The sequence below is a fragment of the bacterium genome (assembly GCA_029210545.1).
Lineage (GTDB): Bacteria > BMS3Abin14 > BMS3Abin14 > BMS3Abin14 > BMS3Abin14 > JARGFV01.
In genome coordinates this window covers 1-22,423 of the sequence record JARGFV010000035.1, presented here as the reverse complement: position 1 = coordinate 22,423, position 22,423 = coordinate 1, and the positions used below count along the sequence as shown (strand labels likewise).

15 protein-coding genes are annotated in these 22,423 nt (G+C 58.5%); 14 read left to right on the top strand and 1 reads right to left on the bottom strand.

The genetic code is table 11. The features are described from left to right. The first annotated feature begins 501 nt into the window (after positions 1 to 501). The gene (locus tag P1S46_05565) at positions 502 to 906 is read left to right on the top strand and encodes a diguanylate cyclase (GenBank protein ID MDF1535957.1); all 405 of its coding nucleotides are present in this window, start codon (positions 502 to 504) and stop codon (positions 904 to 906) included. Positions 907 to 908: 2 nt separating this feature from the next. On the opposite strand, the gene P1S46_05560 is transcribed toward P1S46_05565, so the two are convergent. Then, complete coding sequence (locus P1S46_05560; GenBank protein MDF1535956.1) at positions 909 to 3,287, bottom strand: phosphoketolase family protein; 2,379 nt, start codon at positions 3,285 to 3,287, stop codon at positions 909 to 911. A gap of 943 nt (positions 3,288 to 4,230) precedes the next feature. Between P1S46_05560 and guaB the strand changes: the two genes are divergently transcribed. From guaB to sppA, 13 genes are all read left to right on the top strand, one after another. After that, complete coding sequence (gene guaB / locus P1S46_05555; GenBank protein MDF1535955.1) at positions 4,231 to 5,706, top strand: IMP dehydrogenase; 1,476 nt, start codon at positions 4,231 to 4,233, stop codon at positions 5,704 to 5,706. Between the two features lie 82 nt (positions 5,707 to 5,788). Next, entirely contained in the window at positions 5,789 to 7,357 is a 1,569-nt protein-coding gene (gene guaA, locus P1S46_05550) for a glutamine-hydrolyzing GMP synthase (GenBank protein ID MDF1535954.1), read from the top strand. Positions 7,358 to 7,464: 107 nt separating this feature from the next. After that, positions 7,465 to 10,941, top strand: a complete 3,477-nt coding sequence (gene dnaE / locus P1S46_05545; GenBank protein MDF1535953.1) for a DNA polymerase III subunit alpha — start codon at positions 7,465 to 7,467, stop codon at positions 10,939 to 10,941. Positions 10,942 to 11,090: 149 nt separating this feature from the next. Further along, positions 11,091 to 12,062 carry an acetyl-CoA carboxylase carboxyltransferase subunit alpha gene (locus P1S46_05540; GenBank protein ID MDF1535952.1) on the top strand — a complete coding sequence of 324 codons (972 nt, stop codon included), beginning with the start codon at positions 11,091 to 11,093 and terminating at the stop codon, positions 12,060 to 12,062. Then, on the top strand, positions 12,055 to 12,882 hold the full coding sequence (gene pheA / locus P1S46_05535) for a prephenate dehydratase (protein ID MDF1535951.1): 828 nt from the start codon (positions 12,055 to 12,057) through the stop codon (positions 12,880 to 12,882). Before P1S46_05540 ends, pheA begins: the two co-directional genes overlap by 8 nt. A gap of 120 nt (positions 12,883 to 13,002) precedes the next feature. Next, the gene (gene hisC, locus P1S46_05530; protein MDF1535950.1) at positions 13,003 to 14,121 is read left to right on the top strand and encodes a histidinol-phosphate transaminase; all 1,119 of its coding nucleotides are present in this window, start codon (positions 13,003 to 13,005) and stop codon (positions 14,119 to 14,121) included. Between the two features lie 146 nt (positions 14,122 to 14,267). Then, entirely contained in the window at positions 14,268 to 15,281 is a 1,014-nt protein-coding gene (aroF, locus tag P1S46_05525) for a 3-deoxy-7-phosphoheptulonate synthase (protein ID MDF1535949.1), read from the top strand. Continuing rightward, a complete protein-coding gene (locus P1S46_05520; protein MDF1535948.1) occupies positions 15,278 to 16,189 on the top strand; it encodes a prephenate dehydrogenase in 912 nt (303 codons plus the stop codon). Before aroF ends, P1S46_05520 begins: the two co-directional genes overlap by 4 nt. Beyond that, the gene (aroA, locus tag P1S46_05515) at positions 16,186 to 17,496 is read left to right on the top strand and encodes a 3-phosphoshikimate 1-carboxyvinyltransferase (GenBank protein ID MDF1535947.1); all 1,311 of its coding nucleotides are present in this window, start codon (positions 16,186 to 16,188) and stop codon (positions 17,494 to 17,496) included. Before P1S46_05520 ends, aroA begins: the two co-directional genes overlap by 4 nt. Before the next feature lies 1 nt (position 17,497). Continuing rightward, the gene (gene cmk / locus P1S46_05510; GenBank protein ID MDF1535946.1) at positions 17,498 to 18,175 is read left to right on the top strand and encodes a (d)CMP kinase; all 678 of its coding nucleotides are present in this window, start codon (positions 17,498 to 17,500) and stop codon (positions 18,173 to 18,175) included. Continuing rightward, entirely contained in the window at positions 18,168 to 19,007 is an 840-nt protein-coding gene (gene ispH, locus P1S46_05505; GenBank protein MDF1535945.1) for a 4-hydroxy-3-methylbut-2-enyl diphosphate reductase, read from the top strand. Before cmk ends, ispH begins: the two co-directional genes overlap by 8 nt. Positions 19,008 to 19,247: 240 nt before the next feature. After that, positions 19,248 to 21,224 carry a 30S ribosomal protein S1 gene (locus P1S46_05500; GenBank protein ID MDF1535944.1) on the top strand — a complete coding sequence of 659 codons (1,977 nt, stop codon included), beginning with the start codon at positions 19,248 to 19,250 and terminating at the stop codon, positions 21,222 to 21,224. Between the two features lie 238 nt (positions 21,225 to 21,462). Continuing rightward, a complete protein-coding gene (gene sppA / locus P1S46_05495) occupies positions 21,463 to 22,350 on the top strand; it encodes a signal peptide peptidase SppA (GenBank protein MDF1535943.1) in 888 nt (295 codons plus the stop codon). Positions 22,351 to 22,423: the final 73 nt, after the last annotated feature.

Below are 22,423 nucleotides of genomic sequence, written 5' to 3'. Positions count from 1 at the left end.
TAAGGAAAGGGAAAACGACGCTTTTCCCTTTCCGTGGAGCGAAAAGTCCCGGATTGGACTTTTTGCGACCCTGTCAATAATAATCATTGCAAAATCCGTACACAATGTAGAGCAGGTTGCGAAAATGGCCCAATAAGTTGATATTAAAGGAAAATAACACATAACAAGGATAGCGCTGTCCGGATTATATGTTCGGTTACTGCACACTATCGTAGGCAAGTATGCACACTATGGTATGCGGCATGTGAATAAAAGCAGGTTGCGGATAACCAGGGGCGGACCGGGAATATCAGCTTAACCGAGTCGATCAGGTAGTCTGTCGGGTGTCCACGCCGCGCGCGAGGCAAATTATCGGATCCGATGCCGCCTGACCTGGAAACGGGTGACGGCTCAGGCGTGAGTTTCTGATATTATACGCAAATGAGCGTTATTTCCATGGAGTCCCTGTTTGCCGTCATCGACCAGATCCTTTCCGACGCTTAGGGGGGTCCGGGCGGGCTGGTGGGCTACGAGACGTTTGTGCGGGACAGGAACGGACGCGACCTGCCCATCCGCATCAGCTGCACGCTTCTTTTAGAGGACGGGGAGGAATCCGGGGTCATCGGCTTTTTTCAGGACATCACTGATATGAGGAAGATGGAGGATGAGTTGCGGAACCTTGCCATTATCCTGCCGGACACCTCCGCAAATTGCGCACTGGTCCCGGCTGAGCGCCTGCGCACCAGGTTTGAAGCGGTTCCGTTCCTGCCTGCAGGATCGGAGACGGCGGTGTCGGTGACCGTTTCCATCGGGATCGCGGAGTTCATTCCCGAGCGCAGTCTTGACCACTTGATCCGATTAGCCGATGCGGCCATGTACAAGGCGAAACAAAACGGACGCAACCGAACGGTGATATCAGAAGAATAAATTCAAATTTCCCCTGTCCACTTCCACTCCCTGATCTCGGGGAGGTCCTGGCCCTCCCTGTAGATGTACTCCCGGTGCTCGACATGTTTGCCGTGGACGAACTGCTTGATGTACGCGGCTTGGTGGGAAAGCCCGGCGACCCGGTCGGCCACGTCCGCCATCAGATGAAAGCGATCGATGTCGTTCAGGACCGCCATGTCGAAGGGGGTCGTGGTCGAACCTTCCTCCTTGTACCCACGGACGTGAAGGTTCCGGTGGTTGGTCCTCCGGTAGGTGAGGCGATGGATGAGCCATGGGTAGCCGTGGTAGGCGAAGATGATGGGCCTGTCAGTGGTAAAGATCGTGTCGAAATCCCTGTCTGAAAGTCCGTGGGGATGTTCCTCCTCCGGCTGCAGGGTCATGAGATCCACGACGTTTACGACCCTGATCCGGAGGCCGGGGGCATGCTCCCTGAGCAGCTGAACCGCCGCAAGGGTCTCCAGGGCCGGTACGTCTCCGCAGCAGGCCATGACCACGTCCGGTTCCGCCCCCTTGTCGCTGCTTGCCCACTCCCATATGCCGAGTCCAGCGCTGCAGTGCTCGATGGCCGCTTCCATATCCATCCATTGGGGGTGATCCTGTTTTCCCGCCACGATGACGTTCACGAAATCACGGCTTCGCAGGCACTGGTCGGCCACGCAGAGGAGGGAGTTGGCATCGGGGGGGAAGTAAACCCGTATGACGTCGGCCTTTTTGTTGACGACATGGTCGATGAAGCCGGGGTCCTGGTGGCTGAACCCGTTGTGGTCCTGTCTCCAGACGTGGGAGGTGAGGAGATAGTTCAGGGAGGCGACAGGCCTTCTCCAGGGGATCTCACGGCTGGCGGTTTTCAGCCACTTGGCGTGCTGGTTGAACATGGAGTCGATGATGTGGATAAAGGCCTCGTAGCAGGAGAAAAGACCGTGCCTGCCGGTGAGGAGGTACCCTTCGAGCCACCCCTGGCAGGTGTGCTCGCTGAGGATCTCCATGACGCGCCCGTCCGGTGAGAGGTTTTCGTCCACCTCGAGGATTTCCTCCATCCAGGCCTTGCCGGTCACTTCGTAAAGGGCGTCCAACCGGTTCGAGGCGGTCTCGTCGGGGCCGAAGACCCTGAAATTACGCTGCCCGGCGTTGTTTTTCATCACATCCCGGAGGTAGCGCCCGAGGACCCTGGTGTCCTGTGCGGTGGTCTGCCCGGGCAGGGGCACAGCCACGGCGTATTTCCGGTAGTCCGGCAGCCGCAGGTCCTTCAGAAGCTGCCCGCCGTTGGCATGGGGGTTGGCTCCCATCCTTCGCGGCCCGGACGGAGCCCACTGCGTGACGGCTTCCACGGGAGCGCCCTTCCCGTCGAACAGTTCCTCCGGACGGTAGCTCTTCATCCACCTTTCAAGCATCCTGACGTGCTCCGGGTCCTGCTGAAGGCCGGAAAGGGGGACCTGGTGGGAGCGCCACGTGCCCTCGATCCTGACACCGTCCACTTCCCCGGGACCGGTCCAGCCCTTGGGCGTCCTGAGAATGACCATGGGCCATGGCGGAAGGTCCCCCGGACCGGGCGTTGCGGCTTTTTCCCTGATGTCCCGGATCTCGTCAAAGACACGGTCCAGGGTCTCGGCCATGAGACTGTGCATGATCCGGGGTTCGTCCCCCTCCACGAAAAACGGCCTGTAGCCGTACCCTTCCATGAGGCTTTGAAGCTCGGTTCTTTTCATCCGCGCAAGGATCGCCGGGTTGGCGATCTTGTAGCCGTTGAGGTGAAGGATGGGGAGCACCGTGCCGTCCCGGGCGGGGTTCAGGAACTTGTTGGAGTGCCACGCCGCCGCCAGGGGGCCCGTCTCCGCTTCCCCGTCACCCACGACACAGGCGGCGATGAGGTCCGGGTTGTCGAACACCGCCCCGAAGGCGTGGGAAAGGGAATAACCGAGCTCGCCTCCTTCGTGGATGGAGCCCGGCACTTCCGGGGAAACATGGCTGGGGATGCCGCCGGGGAAGGAGAACTGGGTGAACAGTTTCTTCATGCCCTCCTCGTCCCGGCTGACGTCAGGGTACGTCTCGGTGTATATCCCCTCGAGCCAGGTATTGGCGACAAGGGCGGGCCCCCCGTGGCCAGGACCTGTGATATAGATCATGTTCAGGTCGCGCTGCCGTATGACCCTGTTGAGATGGGCGTAGATGAAATTGAGCCCCGGCGTGGTGCCCCAGTGCCCCAGGAGACGGGGTTTGATGTGGTCGCGGGAAAGGGGCTCTTTCAGCAGGGGATTGGCGTACAGGTAGATCTGGCCTACGGAAAGGTAGTTGGCCGCCCTCCAGTAAGCGTCCACCTGTGCAAGCTGCTCTTCTGTCAGGGATCGGAGTGACGACGTCATGGCAAAGGCCTCCTAGTGGTCCTGGATCACGTTTCCCGGGAAAGGGTTCTGGTGTCAAAAAGTCCCGCCTGGACTTTTTGCGACCCTGTCAGTTGATGGCTTTTCAAAAGTCATCAACGCGCCCGCGTGGGCGCCCGGATCAATGGCTTACCAATGTGCCATAGATCCGTGAGGAAAGCGAAAACGACGCTTTTCGCTTTCCGTTGAGCAAAAAGTCCCGCCTGGACTTTTTGCGACCCTGTAAAGTTTAGGGCATACAGCGGGGGCGTCAAGGGGAGGGAGGGAAACCGGGTGGAAGGAGGGCGACAAGTTCCTTTCGATCACGCCTGTGGCGTGACTAAGGCAGGCAGGGTAACACCGTAAACCTTTGAGATCAGATTGCTTTCCTCTGTGAACTGGTGCGCCAGCAACGTGTCGGACTTTACCGACACGTTGCGATGAGTTTTTCGAAATGCCCCTTATTTTGGATGTTTCCTGAAATAATTGACATTTAGCAGGTGAAATATGAACCAAGTGTTTATTACACACTGTTAACAGTAAACTGTTCCTCCCGAACCGCCGTTCGGGAGGAACCTCCTTGACACTTCACCCCCTACCTATTAGTTTCGATCAACTAACCCGGCAAGTCAGCTGAGCGGACAATCTCCGGAAGCGGCACTTGTCGGGAGAGGTTCCTCCGCCAGTCTTACAAGCGGGTCGATACAAAGTGAAGCGGAACAGAAAACCACGCTTTTCGGTTCCCGTTAAGCCAAAGTCCTACCCGGACTTTGGCGATATTGCAGCAGTCTTTGTGAGGAAAGGGAAAACGACGCTATTCCCTTTCCCCAGGACATTAATGAGCCAGGAAAAGTTCCGCCTGGACTTTTTGCGACCCTGTCAAAAAGTTGGATTCAGGAATTGGGGGGGTCTTTCCGAAGGTTCCCGCATTCCAAGGAGGCGATCAATGCAGTCGGAAAACATTCCCTACGGCCTTACTTTCGACGATGTTCTGCTCCTTCCCGCAAAGTCCGAGGTACTGCCGTCGGAAGCCAACCTCGAGACCCAGCTGACACGAGGGATCACGTTGGGTATCCCCATCCTTTCCGCCGCCATGGATACGGTGACCGAGGCCCACACGGCCATCGCCATGGCCCAGGAGGGGGGTATCGGGATCATTCACAAGAACATGAGCCCCGAGCAGCAGGCTATTGAGGTGGACAAGGTCAAGAAATCGGAAAGCGGCATGATCGTCGATCCCATCACCATGGACCCGGACAGGAAGGTCAGCGAGGCCCTCGGACTTATGGCCAGGTACCGCATCTCGGGTGTTCCCATCACCGAGACCGGGAAAAAGGAAGGCAAGCTGGTGGGGATCCTGACAAACCGGGACCTGCGATTCGAGACCAAGCTTGAGCGTCCCATCCGGGAGGTCATGACGAGCAAAAACCTCGTCACCGTCAAGCCCGGCATCGCCCTGGAGGATGCCAAGGCCCGTCTTCATGAGCACAGGATCGAAAAGCTGCTCGTGGTGGACGAGGATTACAACCTGGTCGGCCTGATCACCATCAAGGACATCGAGAAATCCCGCAAATATCCCAACGCCTGCAAGGATCCGATGGGCCGGTTGCGCGTGGGCGCCGCGGTGGGAGTGGGGGACGATCTTGACACCCGCGCCCTGGCGCTTATCGAGGCCGGGGTGGACGTCCTGGCCGTGGACACGGCCCACGGGCACAGCATGGGTGTTATCGAGGGCGTCAGGGCGTTGAAGAAGAAGTTCCCCGGCATGCAGGTCATCGCCGGCAACGTGGCCACCGGAAAGGCCGCGAAAGAGCTCGTGAACGCCGGGGTCGACGCTGTCAAGGTCGGGGTCGGCCCGGGATCGATCTGCACCACGCGGATCATTTCCGGAGTGGGGGTCCCCCAGATATCCGCCATCATGGAGTGCGCCCGTGCCGTGGAAGGTTCCGGAGTCCCCATCATCGCCGATGGCGGGATCAAGTATTCAGGGGACATCGTCAAGGCCATCGCCGCGGGAGCCCACTCCGTGATGATCGGGAGCCTTTTTGCGGGAGTCGATGAGAGCCCGGGGGACCTGGTTCTCTACCAGGGACGTTCCTACAAGGTTTACAGGGGCATGGGTTCCCTGGAGGCCATGAAGAAAGGCAGCAAGGACAGGTACTTCCAGGACGACGTGGAGGTGGAGGGGAAACTGGTGCCGGAAGGGATCGAGGGGCGGGTCCCGTACCGCGGGCCGGTCTCGGCTACGGTGTACCAGATGGTGGGAGGCTTGCGCTCCGGGATGGGGTACACGGGGTGCAGGAACCTCGAAGAGCTCAGGACCAACGCCCGGTTCGTGCGGATCACCAGTGCGGGTCTCAAGGAAAGCCACGTCCACGACGTCATCATCACCAAGGAAGCGCCGAATTACTGGTTAGAATAAGCAAACGCGAAGTCCAAAGAGCGAAGCGCGAAGTAGGAACCCCTTCGTACATCGTACTTTGTTCTTCGTGCTGGAGGCATTTATGCCGACCGTCGACATCCACGCCGAAAAGATCCTGATCCTCGATTTCGGGAGCCAGTTCACACAGCTCATCGCCCGCAGGGTGCGGGAGTTGAAGGTGTACTGTGAGATCCACCCGTGCACAGAACCCATCGACAAGATCCGGCAGTTCGCTCCCCGTGGGATCATCCTGTCGGGGGGACCGGCCAGTGTCACCGATGAAGAGGCCCCCCTCGTACCCGGAGAGCTTCTCGACCTGGACGTGCCGTTCCTGGGGATCTGTTACGGCATGCAGCTGTTTACGCACCTTCTCGGCGGAAAGGTGGGCAAGGCCGAAAGGCGTGAGTATGGGCACGCCATGCTCCAGATCGACGACAACAACGACCTGTTCAGCGGTTTTGCCACCGGCAAGGAGAACCTGAGCAAGGTGTGGATGAGCCACGGCGACCGGATCGAGTCGCCGCCTCCCGGGTTCATCGCGATAGCCCACACGGAAAACTCTCCCGTGGCGGCCATGCGGGATGAGACCGGGAAGTTCTTCGCCGTCCAGTTCCATCCGGAGGTCGTGCACACGCCCAGGGGATCGGAGATCCTGGAAAACTTCCTGTTCCGCATCTGCGGCCTGCGTCCCCTGTGGACGGCCCAATCCTACATCGACCTGGCCATCGAGCAGATCCGGGAGACCGTGGGTGAAGAGGGGCGTGTCCTTTGCGGGCTGTCGGGAGGGGTCGACTCCTCCGTGGTGGCCGTTCTCGTCCACAAGGCTATCGGTGACAGGCTGACCTGTGTTTTCGTGGATAACGGTCTGCTGCGCAAGGGGGAGCGGGAAAGGGTCGAGACCGTTTTTACCGATTATTACCGTCTCCCCCTCGTCGTCCTGAAAGCAGGACACGACTTCCTGGAGAAGCTCAAGGGCGTCGAGGAGCCTGAGCGCAAGAGGGTCATCATCGGCAACGAGTTTATCCGGCTTTTCGAGATCGAAGCCGGTAAGATCGGGAACGTGAAGTTTCTCGCCCAGGGGACCCTGTATCCGGACGTTATCGAGAGCGTTTCGTTCAAGGGGCCCTCCGCTACCATCAAGACCCACCACAACGTGGGAGGCCTTCCCGACAAGATGAACCTGAAGCTGGTCGAGCCCCTGAGGGAGCTCTTCAAGGACGAGGTCCGGGAAGTGGGCCGCGAACTGGGTATGCCCGACCAGATGGTCAGGCGGCATCCGTTCCCCGGGCCGGGACTTGGGATCCGTGTCATCGGCGAAGTGACCGAAGAGCGTGTTTACATACTACAGGAGGCGGATGCCATCGTGAGGGAGGAGATCAGGGCGGCAGGCCTTTACGATCACATCTGGCAGGTCTTTGCCGTACTGCTGCCCATCAGGACCGTTGGTGTCATGGGCGACGAGAGGACCTACGAGAACGTGGTCGCGGTGCGGGCGGTCCACAGCCTGGACGGCATGACCGCGGACTGGGTCCACCTGCCATACCAACTCCTGGCCCGGATCTCCAACCGGATCATCAACGAGGTCCGTGGAGTCAACCGGGTCGTCTACGACATCAGCTCAAAACCCCCGGCCACCATCGAATGGGAATAAATAAATTCCGGTTTCCGGGCTTAAGTTCCAGGGGAGCGTTCGGAGGTCCGATCATTGCCGGATAAAGTAACGCTGAATAAGGTGAAAACCGGGACCGAAATTTATTTATGAAACACGCCAACTTCGTCCACCTCCACGTCCACACTTCCTACAGCCTCCTGGACGGGGCCAACCGCCTGTCGGACCTCACCGAGTACGCGGCCAGGCTGAAGTTCCCGGCACTGGCGATCACCGACCACGGCGCCATGTTCGGCGTAGTGGATTTCTACAAGAGCGCCAGGGCGGCGGGCATCAAGCCGATCATCGGCCAGGAGTTCTACGTGGCTCCGGAAAGCCGCCACGACCGCAAGGTGGACGATGACGGTCAGGGCTCTTACCACCTGGTTCTTCTCGCGCGCAACCTCACCGGCTACTCCAACCTCATAAAACTGTCATCCATATCATACCTGGAGGGGTTCTACCGCCGTCCCAGGATCGATAAGGAGATCCTGGCGCGCCACAGTGAAGGCCTTGTGGCTCTATCGGCTTGTCTGAAAGGGGAGGTGGCCTACCGTCTGGTCCGGGGAGACCGTGAAGGAGCGAGAGACACGGCAGCCTGGTACAAGGAGCTTTTCGGCGAGAACTACTTCCTGGAGGTCCAGCACAGCGGCATGGAGGAGCAGGGGAAGGCCAACGCCGGGATGCTGGAGCTTTCCAGTGAGCTGGATATCGGTCTGGTGGCCACCAACGACGTCCATTACCTGCGGCGGGAGGATACCCGGATGCACGATGTCCTCCTGTGCATCCAGACGGGCAAGACCGTCCACGACGAGGACAGGATGCGGATGGACGCAAGCGAGCTCTACCTGAAATCTGCAGAAGAGATGGAGCTTGGTTTCCGTGATTACCCCGGGGCGCTGTCGAACACCCTGGCCATTGCCGAAAGGTGCAACGTGGAGATACCGATGGGCAGCTTCCACCTGCCCAGGTTCCCTATCCCCGAGGATATGACAGAGGAATCATACCTTTCCACCGAGGTGCGGGCCGGTTTCGACAAGCGCATGGAGCCCATACTGGAAAAGACGCCGGAGGAGAAAAGGGAGGAGACCCTTCAGCGTTACCAGGCTCGCCTGGGCACCGAGCTTGAAACCATCATCGACATGGGTTTCCCGGGTTATTTTCTCATCGTGTGGGACTTTATCCGGTACGCACGGGAGCAGGGGATCCCGGTGGGGCCGGGGCGGGGTTCAGCGGCCGGATCTCTCGTCGCCTACTCCCTCGGGATCACCGACATCGATCCGATCCGTTACGGTCTCCTCTTCGAGCGTTTCCTCAACCCGGAGAGGATCACCATGCCCGATATCGATGTGGACTTCTGTATGGAGCGCCGTGACGAAGTCATCCGCTACGTTTCGGAGAAGTACGGCGAGGACAGGGTGGCCCAGATCATCACTTTCGGGACCATGGCCGCGCGAGGGGCGATAAGGGACGTTGGACGGGCCCTGGACATGAGCTATGCGGAAGTGGATCGCATCGCCAAGATGGTGCCGGAAGTCCTGGGGATCAAACTGCCCAAGGCCATCGAGAAGGAACCACAGCTCAAAGACGCCATGAAGCGGGACAAAAAGGTCGCCGAACTTCTCGAACTGGCCCAGAAGATGGAAGGCCTGCACCGCCACGCATCCACCCACGCGGCCGGTGTGGTGATCAGCGATCTTCCCCTGACCGAACACGCGCCCTTGTACCGCAACGTCAAGGACGACAGCATCATGACACAGTACGGCATGAAGGATCTCGAAAGCGTGGGGCTGGTGAAGTTCGATTTCCTCGGGTTGCGGACGCTGACTTTATTGCGCAACGCGGTGGAGCTTGTCAACCGCAGGCGGGAGGTTGAAGGGATCGAACCGCTGGACGCGGAACCGTCCGGTCTCGATGACCAGAAGACCTACGATCTCCTTTCAACAGGGGATACCGACGGGGTTTTCCAGCTGGAAAGCTCCGGCATGAAAGATCTCCTCATCAAGATGAATCCGACCTCCTTCGAGGACCTCATCGCCCTCGTGGCCCTGTACCGTCCGGGCCCCCTCGGAACCGGAATGGTCACCGATTTCATCAATCGCAAGCACGGGCGGCAGGAGATCTCCTATGACCGGCCGGAACTCAAGGAGATCCTGTCCGAGACCTACGGTGTCATCGTTTACCAGGAACAGGTAATGCAGATCGCGGGCACACTGGCCGGCTACAGCATGGGGGAAGCCGATAACCTGCGGCGCGTCATGGGGAAAAAGCTCCCCGATGAGATGGAAAAACAGCGGTCCCGGTTCCTGGAGGGCGCCAGGGAGAAAAATATCCCGGACAAGACGGCCGGGCCCATCTTCGACAACCTTGCCTTTTTCGCCGGGTACGGTTTCAATAAATCGCACAGCGCCGCCTATGCTCTCATCGCTTATCGAACGGCATTCCTCAAGGCTCATTATCCGGGCGAGTTCATGGCCGCCTTGCTGACCAGCGAGATGGACAACTCCGACAAGGTTACGCAGCACATCGGGGTATGCAAGGAGATGGGGCTCGAATTGCTCCCTCCGGATATCAACCGTTCCTCCATACCGTTTACCGTGGAGGACAAGGGGATCCGGTTCGGACTGGGGGCGGTCAAGAACGTCGGAATCGCGGCCCTGGAAGAGATCCTCGGGCAACGGGACGAGGGAGCGGATTTTACCTCGGTGGACGATTTCTGCAGCAGGGTGGATCTGCGGAAGGTAAACCGCCGCGTTGTGGAAAGCCTCATAAAATCAGGGGCATTCGACGGGTTTCCCGGCCATCGCGCCCAGAAGCTCGCTGCCCTCGACCACGCCATGGAGCGGGGCCAAAAGGCACAAAAAGACAGGGAAAGTGGGCAGACATCCCTTTTTGACGGTGGTGTCATGGCAGCCTCGGCTGAGGAAACTCTCCCCAGGATCGAGCCCTGGCCGGAACATCAGCGGCTGGCCTTCGAGCGTGAATGCCTGGGCTTTTACATCACGGGGCACCCCCTGGAAAAGTTCCGAAAGGAACTGGAGCGTTACGTGACAGTGGACCTGGGCCGTCTGGGAGAGCTGTCCGAAGGCCAGGAGGTCAAGGTGGCCGGGATGAAGCAGAGCATGAGGGAGATCAGCACCAAGAGAGGGGACCGCATGGCTTTTCTCACTCTGGAAGACCTCACCGGGAGCGCCGAAGTCATCGTTTTCTCCGACCCGTTCAAGGAGGCGGGGCCCATCCTGGGCCTGGATGGCCCGTTTATCGTCCAGGGCACCGTGGACGCCAACGGGGACAAACCAAAGATCAAGGCTATGAAGGTTGAGCTCCTTGAGGTTTACCGGCAGCGCATCACCAGCATGATCCAGATAAACCTCACTTCGGTGGGACTCACGGCGGATGACCTGGAAAGGCTCAGGCAGGTTCTCGGTCGTCACCTCGGGGAATGCGGTGTCCGCCTCAGGCTGACCATACCTACCAAGGCCGAAGCGATCATCGATTTTTCCGATCAGTTCAAGGTCAACTCCTCCGAGGAGATGGTCCACGAAGTGGAGAGGATCTTCGGCTCCGGCACGGTCACCTTTGTTTGACAGAACGGGGGTTTAGGGTAATAATTCTCGGTTCAGAACTGGGAACAAAGATCAGGGAACGAAGAACTCTTAGCACTTAGTCCATAGTCCTTAGTACTTTACCGACATTCTACCGCTGTCGCGGACAGCATTCTTTAAGGGTAATAGCCATGGTCGACTCCTATCTCGAATTCGAAAAACCGCTGGCGGAACTTGAGCGCCGCATCGGCGAACTGCGGCTCATGGATACCGAGCAGCCCGACGTGGATATCTCCGACGACATCGCCAGGCTCGAGAGAAAACTCGACCGCATGCGCAAGGACGTCTACTCGAGGCTCACGCGTTGGCAAAGGACACAGATTGCTCGGCATCCGCAACGGCCGTACACCCTGGATTACATCGATCTCCTCATGGAGGATTTCGTCGAGCTGCACGGGGACCGCTGCTTTGGAGACGATGCCGCCATCGTGGGAGGCATCGCGACTTTCAACGGCCGTTCCATCATGGTCATCGGCCATCAAAAGGGTCGGAACACCAAGGAAAAAGTCGTCCGTAATTTCGGGATGCCCAACCCGGAAGGGTACCGCAAGGCATTAAGGCTCATGAAACTCGCCGAAAGGTTCAAGATACCCGTTCTGACCCTTGTGGACACTCCGGGAGCCTTTCCCGGTATCGGGGCCGAGGAGCGGGGACAGGCGGAGGCCATTGCAAGGAACCTTATCGAGATGGCTGACCTCACCGTTCCGATCATCTCCGTGGTGACCGGAGAGGGCGGGAGCGGGGGCGCCCTTGCCCTTGCTGTGGCCAACCGCGTCATGATGCTGGAAAACAGCATCTACTCGGTCATTTCACCCGAGGGGTGCGCTGCCATCCTGTGGAAGAGCCAGGATTTCGCAAAAGAGGCGGCAGAAGCGATGAAACTGACGGCCCATGACAGCCTGGCCAACGGGATCATCGATGAGATCATCACAGAACCTCTGGGGGGAGCCCACCGCGATCCGGCGGTATCCGCGAAATTCCTGGGATCGGCTATCCAGTCCCGCCTCGATGAACTGTCCGTCATGGGACCTGAAGATCTGGTTGTCGACAGGTGGTCGAAGTTCCGCAGGATAGGAGCGTTCAGGGACGATTCCGGTGAGTGACCAGCTGAGGATAGCGTATCTCGGTCCTGTCGCTACCTATACGCACCAGGCGGCCAGACAGACCTTTGGACGTGGAGAGAGGTACCTCCCTGCCGAGAGTGTCGGGGACGTGTTTTCCATGGTTCAGCAGGGTTTTGCTGATAGAGGCGTTGCCCCGGTGGAAAACTCCAACGAGGGCGTCGTCACTTCCACCCTTGATCTGCTCATCGACTCCAGACAGTTCATCTCCGGAGAGATCATCCTTCCCATAAGGCATATGCTATTGTCACGGGAGCCGACACTGGATAATATCAGGACCGTTTACTCCCACCCCCAGGCGCTTGCCCAGTGCAGACAGTGGCTCGGGCGAAACCTGAGCGAAGCGAAACTGAAAGATGCCAGGAGCACGGCCGAGGCCGCGACGCTCTGCGCCGAAGTTCCGGGAACCGCGGCGGTGGCCGGTGAGCTGACATCGGAGCTTTACGAGGTGCCCATCCTGGAAAGTGACATCGGCGACTGGGAGGAGAACCTTACAAGGTTCCTCATCATCTCCAACGGGATGGTACCGCCCACCGGTTCCGACAAGACTTCCGTCGTTCTGTCGATCAAGGACAGGGTGGGAGCTCTTTACGAGATATTGAAGCCGTTCGGAGAAAACGGGATCAACCTCACCAAGATCGAATCCAGGCCTTCGAGGAAAAAAGCCTGGGACTACGTGTTCTTCGTAGATATTGAAGGGCATATCAACGATCCGATGGTGAATGCGACCCTGAAAGAGGTAAAGGTTTATTGTGAGGAGATGAAGGTTCTGGGAAGTTACCCGAAAGGCACCGTGAAATAATCTCAAATCTCAGAGCTCAATTTATGAACGCTTTATAAAGCGCCTGAAGCAGGGTTTTTCTGAGATGTGAGATATGAGACCTGAGATCAACGGATAAATAGCAAATCAGGAGCCAATTTTATGCAAGGTAGATTCAGGCCGGTTCACGACACCATCGAGGACCTGGTTCCCTACAGCGCGGGCAGACCCATCGAGGATGTCGCCAGGGAAAAGGGGCTGACCAGGATCGTAAAACTCGCCTCCAACGAAAACCCGATGGGGATGTCTCCCCGGGCGCTGGAGGCAGCCGGGAAAGCTGTTGCGGGAGTCCACAGGTACCCGGACGGCGCCGCCCGCGAACTTAAGGAAAAGCTGGCCGAACATCATGGTGTGGATCCGGAGATGGTGGTCCTCGGCAACGGTTCTAACGAGATCCTGGAGATCATGGCGCAGCTTTTTCTCGCCGATGGCGGAAAAAGTCTCTACGCCTGGCCGGCGTTCGTCGTATACCGGCTGGCCACCCTGGCCCATGGAGGCCGGGGGGTGGAGGTGCCGCTGACTCCGGATCTCAGGCACGATCTGGATGCCATGGCACTGGCTTTGGACGAGTCGATCAGGCTGGTTTATATTGCCAACCCCAACAACCCCACCGGGACATATGTGACAAAGGAGGAGCTGGAACGTTTCATGGAAAAGGTTCCGGAGAGTGTGCCCCTGGTCCTCGATGAGGCATATTTCGAGTTTGCAGCCCACCTTCCTGATTTTCCCAACGGCCTTGATTACCTGCGCCGGGGGCGTTCGTTGGTCGTCGCGAGGACCTTTTCCAAAGCCTACGGGCTGGCTGGCCTGAGAGTCGGATACGCCATCATGCCAAGGGAACTGGCCCAGTTTTATAACCGGGTCCGGCAGCCTTTTAACGTGAACAGCATCGCCCAGGCCGCGGCTTGCGCCGCCCTGGAAGACGATGAGTTCGTTGCCAAAAGCCTCGAGCATAACAGCCGGGAGCTTCAGCGGATCGAGGACGCTGTGACGGGTATGGGCCTGACCGTCACAAAAAGTTATACAAACTTCATCCTCATCGATCTTGCCGGCCGGCCGGAACAGGACGTTTACGAGGGTCTCCTGGACCGCGGCATCATCGTCAGGCCCATGGCCGGATATGGGCTGCCCGGCACCATCCGTGTCACTGCGGGCCTTGCAGAGGAGAACGAGCTTTTTCTGGAAGCGTTGAGTAAGGTGATTGAGACTGCCGTCCGCTAAGTGGGCGGCATGTGGCCGTGAAATAACTTCGCGCGCAGAAAACGGTTTAGTGCACTGGTGCACCGGTGCTCATGTGCACTTACATCAATATTCAGACTGACAGCTGTAAGCTGGAGGCTGGTAACTAAAACACAGAGGTATTCCCCATGATAATCGTATTAAAACCCGGTTCAACCCAGAAGGATGTCGATCACATCACCCAAAAGCTCAACGAGAGGGGTCTCAAGGTTCACATTTCCCAGGGTGAAGAGCGCACCATTATCGGAGCCATCGGTGATGAGAGGATCCTTCGGGAAACGTCCCTGGCGGCCTATCAGGCTGTTGAGAAGGTCCTCCCTATCCTCAAGCCGTTCAAGCTCGCCAGCCGTGATTTCAGGAAAGAGAACACGGTGATCAAGGTCGGTGACGTGACCATCGGCGGGAATGCGGTCATCGTCATCGGCGGTCCGTGCAGTGTGGAGACGAGGGATGGGCTGCTCAAGGTTGCCCGTTCGGTTAAAGCCTCAGGAGGGCATCTCCTCAGGGGCGGCGCTTTCAAGCCGCGATCCTCGCCCTACGCTTTCCAGGGTCTTGGAGAAGAAGGTCTCAAGTACCTTGCCGAGGCACGGGAGGAGACCGGCCTCGGGGTGGTGACCGAACTCATGGATCCGAGGGATGTCGAGCTCGTGGGCAGGTACGCTGATATCATCCAGATAGGCGCGAGGAACATGTCCAACTTCACCCTGCTGAAGGAGGTCGGAAAACTCAAAAAGCCGATCCTGCTCAAGCGCGGCCTTTCTTCTACCGTCAAGGAATGGCTCATGTCGGCCGAATACATCCTGGACGAGGGGAACCGTGAAATCATCCTCTGCGAAAGAGGAGTCCGGACTTTCGAGACCGAAACGCGGAACACACTGGACCTTTCCTGTGTTCCCCTGGTGAAGAGCATGAGCCACCTGCCCATTATCGTGGACCCCAGTCACGCCGTCGGTCGGGCCGACCTGGTCGCTCCCATGTGCATGGCAGCTCTGGCGGCGGGCACAGACGGACTTCTCATCGAGGTTCACGAGAACCCCGAGGAGGCGTTCTGTGACGGTCCCCAATCTCTCAGGCTGGAACAGTTCGCCGAGTTGATGGATTCCCTTCGCTCCCTCGCTTCCGCCCTTGGAAGGGACCTGTGACGGCGACCCCCACCGGAAGACCCCTGTTTCAGCGGATCTACCTGCTCGGTACGGGGCTAATCGGAGGGTCCCTTGTCCTGGATCTCAAGGATAAGGGTCTTGTGGGCTCTGTCGTCGGGAGCGACCGCGACGGCACCCGGCAGGATGAGGCTGTCGAGCTGGGTATCCTTGACGAGACGGCGCCTCCTGTTCCGGAAACTTTCCGCCAGTGCGATCTCGTGATACTGGCAGTGCCTGTCCTGGAACTGCTTCAGATCCTGGAAAAAGGTTTTGAGGGCAACACCCTGGTTACCGATGTGGGTAGCGTAAAAAAGATGCCCGTGTCGGCCTACCGCAGAGCCGTTGAAGCGGGACGGGGGTATCGGTTCGTGCCGGGACATCCCATCGCCGGAGATGAGAGGTCAGGCCCTGCTGCAGCGAGAAAGGGGCTTTTCGAAGGAGCCCGGGTCATCCTCACGCCTGTTGAAGGATTTGCCGGGGTCAGTACGTCGGGTCGCAGCCTGCCTGGTGGCACCCTGCCGGCGGATGTGGAGCTCATACAGCTCATGTGGGAAGGGACAGGCGCCGAGACCCTGATCATGGACCCCGACATCCACGACAGCGTGTTTGCCTGGGTCAGCCACATGCCCCACATGGCCGCCTATGCCATCATCGACGCTGTGCTGGGCAACGATCCGGAACTGGTGGACCTTTCGGGAGGCGGATTGAGGGATTACACGAGGATCGCGGCCAGCAGCCCTCGAATGTGGGCCGATATCGCTGTGGCCAACAGGGAACACATCCTCACGGCCACCCGGGGGTTCAGAAACTCTGTCGACAAGATCCTCAAGGCCCTGGAGGATGGCGACCGGGAGAGGCTGGAGGAGATCTTCAAGCCGATCGCCGCATTACGCAGGGGGCAGGCATGACCTGGAAGATCGAACCAGGCCGACCCCTGGAAGGGGAGATCACCGTTCCCGGAGACAAGTCTGTCACGCACCGTGCCTATCTTTTCGCAGCCATGGCGAAGGGCAGGTCGGTTATCTGCCGTCCCCTTCGTGCCGAGGACACCGACAACACCCTCAATGCCGTTGCCGCTCTCGGTGCCGGCGTCGAGGATGGGGGCGACCATGTGGTGGTCACGGGAACGGGGTTGGACGGGATCAGGGAACCTGAGGATGTCATGGACCTGGGCAACAGCGGCACAGGCGTCCGGTTGATAGCCGGATTGATAGCCGCGCGCCCCGTTCACGCTGTCCTGACCGGGGACGGTTCCCTTCGAGGCAGACCCATGGGGCGGATCGTGGAGCCTCTCAGGCAGATGGGAGCCATGATAGACGGCAGGAAAGGAGGGAACCTCCTCCCCCTTTCCATCAGGGGTGGAGAACTTTCGGCCATCTCCTACGAAAGCCCGGTGGCAAGCGCCCAGGTCAAATCGTGCGTCCTGATCGCCGCCCTGGGAGCCTCCGGCACCACGGTATTCACTGAGCCGGCCCTGAGTCGGGACCACACGGAGAGGATGCTGCGCTCCATGGGTGTAACCATTGACCAGAACCGTCTGTCCTGCGTGATATCGGGTGGCCAGGAGCTGGTGCCGACGGATATCGATGTTCCTGGTGATATCTCATCGGCGGCGTTTTTTCTGGCGGCAGGGGCTCTCGTGGAAGGCTCGGACATCACCGTCAGGAACGTGGGTGTAAACCCGACCCGTACCGGTATTATAAAACTCCTCGAAGCCATGGGCGCCGACCTGACCATTTCCCCCCTGCCGGGGGACGGTGAACCACGGGCCGATATCAGGGTGCGCGGCACACGCAGGCTCAAGGGGATGGCGATCCCTTCCGATTGGATCCCGTCCATTATAGATGAACTGCCCCTTGCAGCCGTCATCGGGGCCGCGGCGGAAGGGGTCACGGAACTGGGCAAGGCTTCGGAACTTCGGGTAAAGGAATCGGACAGGATCAGCACGACGGTCAAAATGCTGCGGCTGGCGGGGATAGACGTCCAGGAGAAGGAGGACGGTTTCCGGATCGAGGGGACAGACAAGGTCAAGCCCGCATCCTTCAAGAGCCACGGTGATCATCGCATTGCCATGAGTTCGGCTGTCCTCGCCCTGCTTGGACCTTCTGCCAGTCATGTCAGGGAAACAGGCTGCGTGGCCACATCGTTCCCGGGGTTCGGGGACCTTTTCAACACGCTGGCCCCGGGCAGCCTGACGCCTCAGGGAGAGATCTGAGTTGAAACCTGTCGTTGCCATCGACGGACCGTCCGGCTCAGGAAAAAGCTCTGTGGCCCGTCTGCTTGCGCAGCGGCTCGGTTATCAGCATCTCGACACCGGTGCCATGTACAGGGCCGTCGCCCTGGCTGCTTTCAGGAAGGATATCCCCTACGACGACGCCAGGCGCCTGGACGAGCTTTGCGCCTCCATCTCCATCGACCTGGATCACCGGGGCGAAGAGCTTGTTGTTTACCTGGACGGGGAGGATGTGACCGACCATATCAGAACTCCGGAGATGAGTCTCGGATCCTCTGCCGTTTCCGCGCTTCCCGAGGTCAGACAGCACATGGTCCGCCTTCAGCAGTTCCTGGGCCGGAACGGTGCGATGGTTGCCGAAGGGCGCGACATGGGTACGGTTGTGTTTCCCGATACTCCCGCCAAATTTTATCTCGACGCCTCCTTGACGGAAAGAGCCAGGCGCAGGTGGCTTCAACTTCGGGAGCAGGGGATGGAGCAGGCGGAAGGGGACGTGCTCAGCCAGCTGAAGACCAGGGACAGGAACGACACGAACCGTTCCCATTCGCCCCTTAAAAGGGCCGGTGACGCCACCTACATCGATACTACGGCGATGAGTCTGGAGGAGGTGGTTGACACCTTGTCTGCCAGGGTCACGGAGTTGGAATCAGTCGATGCATAAGGTGATACTCGCAAAATCGGCGGGTTTTTGCTTTGGTGTTAAAAGAGCCGTGGAGATGGCTGTAGCTGCCCTGGACCAGGGCAACCTGCCCGTTTATACCCTCGGCCCGATTATCCACAACCCGCAGGAGGTCGATCGTCTCCAGGAGATGGGGATAAGGATGGCCCGTGGACTCGAGGAGATATCAGAGGGGACGGTGGTCATCCGGTCCCATGGGGCTCCGATGGGGGTAATCGAGGAGGCTGAACTCAGGGGGCTGACTGTTGTGGATGCCACATGCCCTCTGGTGAACTGCCTCAAGGAGAGAGTCAGGCAGCTTGCTGAAAATGGGTACCAGGTTATCATTGTCGGCGAGTCGGACCATCCCGAAGTCAAGGCTGTCGTGAGCTACGATCCCGATTCGTGCCTCGTGACCAGGGGGATCGATGAGCTTGATCCCTCCCGGTTCGGAAAGAAGGTGGGGGTGGTTGCCCAGACCACTCAGTCCCTTTCGACCCTCCAGTCGGTAGCGTCTGCCTGCATCAGCCGCTGCCGGGAAACCAGGGTTTACAATACCATCTGCATAGCGACCCATAAAAGGAGTGCCGAGGCGCTGGAGCTTTCACGAAATGTGGACGTCATGGTGATCGTCGGCGGGAAAAACAGCGCAAACACGACACGCCTGGCACGGGAATTGGCCTGGGACGGATCAACCACCTACCATATTGAGAGCGCTGAGGAGATCGGGGATCTTCAGATAGGGGACGGAGCCGTTATCGGCATCACCGCGGGGGCTTCCACCCCGGGATGGGTCATAACCGAGGTTGTCGAGGCTCTGGAGAATCTGGATTAGAGCCCATCTCAGATCTCGTATCTCGGAATTAAAAATTCCAGATACACCCCAACCAGCCGATTACTGAACAACCACCCTTTTTTTCTTTCCTTTCCCCTTTCACCCTTCACCCTTCACCTCCTTATTTGAAAATCCAGTATTTGCAATGGTTTTAGGCAAGCGAAGCGATTGACATGGATACCCAAATGTAGGATAATCCGCCTCCGTTCAGCAAAAAAAAACCAGGAGGTCAAACAGCGAATGACAGTCGAAGAAAAGAGTTCCATAAATGAGGGGACAAAGGAAGTAGCTCCAGATGTTACCGAGGACGCCGTGGACACCGGTGAAGAACTGGCACACGACGATTCCGATGATTCCGAGGATTTTGCCAGACTCTATGAGGAGAGCATCAGGGATCTGAGAGAGCGGGAAGTTGTTACCGGCACCGTCGTGGGGATCTCCCAGGACGGTGTGCTGGTTGATGTGGGATACAAATCGGAAGGGATTATTCCCAAAGTTCAGTTCCTCGACGAAAATGGAGAGCTGACCATCGAAGAGGGCGACACGGTTGAAGTTTTCCTCGAGAAAAAGGAAGATTCCGAAGGCCTGATCTACCTGTCCAAGGAGAAGGCCGACAAAATGAAGGTCTGGAACGACATCGGCCAGTCCCACGAGGACAACAAGCCGATCCGCGGCAGGATCATCAGCCGCATCAAGGGCGGTTTAACGGTCGATATCGGTGTCAGGGCTTTCCTGCCGGGATCACAGGTCGATATCAGGCCAATCCGCAACCTCGACCGGCTCGTTGGCGAGGAGTTTTTCTTCAAGATCATCAAGTTCAACCCCAGGCGCGGCAACGTCGTTCTTTCCAGACGTGTGCTTCTCGAGGAGGAAAGGGAGGGCAAGAAGGAGGAGACCCTCAAGGTTCTCGAGGAAGGCTCGGTCATGGAAGGCATTGTCAAGAACATCACCGATTACGGTGCCTTCATCGACCTTGGCGGTATTGATGGCCTGCTTCACATCACCGACCTGTCGTGGGGGCGGCTGCAGCACCCCTCCGAGATGCTCACAGTGGGTGACAGTGTCCAGGTCAAGGTCCTCAAGTATGATAAGGAGAAAGAGCGGGTCTCCCTCGGGATGAAGCAGCTTTCCGATGATCCGTGGGCGGGCGTTCCGGACCGTTACCCGGTCGGCGCAAGGGTGACCGGAAAGGTCATGAGCGTTACGGATTACGGCGCCTTTATCAAGCTGGAGGACGGCGTAGAGGGCCTTGTCCACATCAGCGAGATGACCTGGAACCGGAAGATCAAGCACCCTTCCAAGATCGTCGAGATAGGCGACACCGTGGAAGCCGAGGTCCTGAGCATCGACACCGATAGCCGCCGCATATCCCTCGGCATGAAACAGATCGAGCCCAACCCATGGGACATCGTTTCAGACAACTATCCCCTGGGCAGCATTATCGAGGGCAAGGTCAGAACCCTGACAGATTTCGGGGCCTTCATTGGACTAGAGGAGGGGATCGACGGACTCATTCATGTCAGCGACATGTCCTGGACACAGAAGATCAACCATCCATCAGAGGTCATCAAGAAGGGTGACACCGTCAAGGCCGTTGTGCTCAGCGTAGACAAGGGCAGGGAGCGGCTGTCTCTCGGACTCAAGCAGCTCTCGGATAACCCCTGGGAAGAACTCCAGAAAAAGATCCCCTCCGGTTCCATCGTTCAGGGCAGGGTGGTCAATCACGCGGATTTCGGTACCTTCGTGGAACTTATGGAAGGTGTCGAGGGGCTCATTCACATCTCCGAACTTGAGATCGACGACGGGCAGAAACCGGAGGAGGTCTACCCCCCGAATACCGAGGTCACGGTGAAGATCCTCAACATCGACCCGGAGGAGAGGAAGGTCAGCCTGAGCATGACCGCCGTCAAGGATGGCGGCCAGGCTCCTCACTATACCTCCTATATCAACAGCAATAGCGGTGGAGGCACCCTCGGTGACATCCTTGGTGCGTCTCTTGCGGCTATCTCAACCGATACCGGTGGACCGGCTGTGAAGAAGATTGCCGAGACTGTTGAGGAAACGGTCGAGGAGGAAGCTTCCGCCTCCACTGACGTGTCCGCTGATGCTGACACCAAAGCTGACAAAGAGGATGCCGTTGCCCGAGAAGCCGATGTTTCCGAAACCGGGGAGGATGACGGGCCCGATGATGTTGAAGCCCGGGATGAGGATGACTAGGAGGCTGTCGGAGAACCCCGACACGCTGATAGAAATCCGAATGATCCTTGAACACAGATGCGATCCGAGGCCGTGCCCGATTTTCACGGGGCACGGTCTTTCTCATGCCGGCAAGGAGCCTTTTGGAGGGCCTTCGCAGGCTTTTCCGGGAGTGTTTCGAGATCTTTCCACGCACCGGTCAAATGGACTGTTTGCGAGGTTGTAAACAGCTGACCGTTCGCTGTAAACTGTCGCCACTATGAGACGAGAATACAAGATATTCGTTATATTGGCCCTGGTCATTGTGGTTGCCGCCTATGCCCTCGGTACAACCGATCGATTCGGGGGAGAACTTTTCCAGGGCGACACCCTGGCTCTGCTAAGGCTGGAGGGCCCCATTGTCAACGTTGACTGGCACATGGAACAGGTCCGGGATCTGGCGGAAAGGGACGAGATCCTGGCTGTCGTTCTGAGAGTGGACAGCCCGGGCGGCGCCGTGGCGCCGACGCAGGAGCTTTACAGTGAACTGAAGCGGCTGCGTGAAATCAAACCTGTCGTGACATCCATGGGCACAGTAGCCGCATCCGGAGGTTACTACCTGAGCTGCGCCACCGACTGGATCGTATCCAATCCGGGTACGATCACAGGCAGCGTCGGTGTCATCATGGAATTCACGAACCTTGAGGGACTGCTCGGGAAACTGGGGATAAGGAGCCGGACCATCAAGAGCGGACGGTTCAAGGACACGGGCAATCCGGCCAGGGAGATGACCGAGGACGAACAGCGGCTCCTTACCGACATGGTCATGGACACCCACGAGCAGTTCGTTGAAGCGGTGCTCGCGGGGCGGCCTGTGGATGAGGGCAATGTCCGGCCATATTTCGATGGAAGGGTTTTGACGGGACGCCAGGCCTTCGGGCTCGGTCTCGTCGACCAACTCGGGAATATCAACGACGCGATGGAAAAGGCGGCGGAGTTAGCTGGCCTCCCATCCGTTCCGGAAAATATCTACGAACCGAAAAAAGACAGAAAAGGTGTCCTGGCAGTGCTCCTGGGGGATGCCGGCTCCGCGACCCTGGAAAGGATCGCAGAGTCCTTTCCCGAGTCAGGTGCCGGAAGGTGGATCCAGTTGTGGAGAGCGTTCTAGCCCGGACTATTCACGAGGTTCTTTTCCGTTCCGGCGGCGTTGCTGAGTCGTTCGCTTGTGCGGAATACTAAAG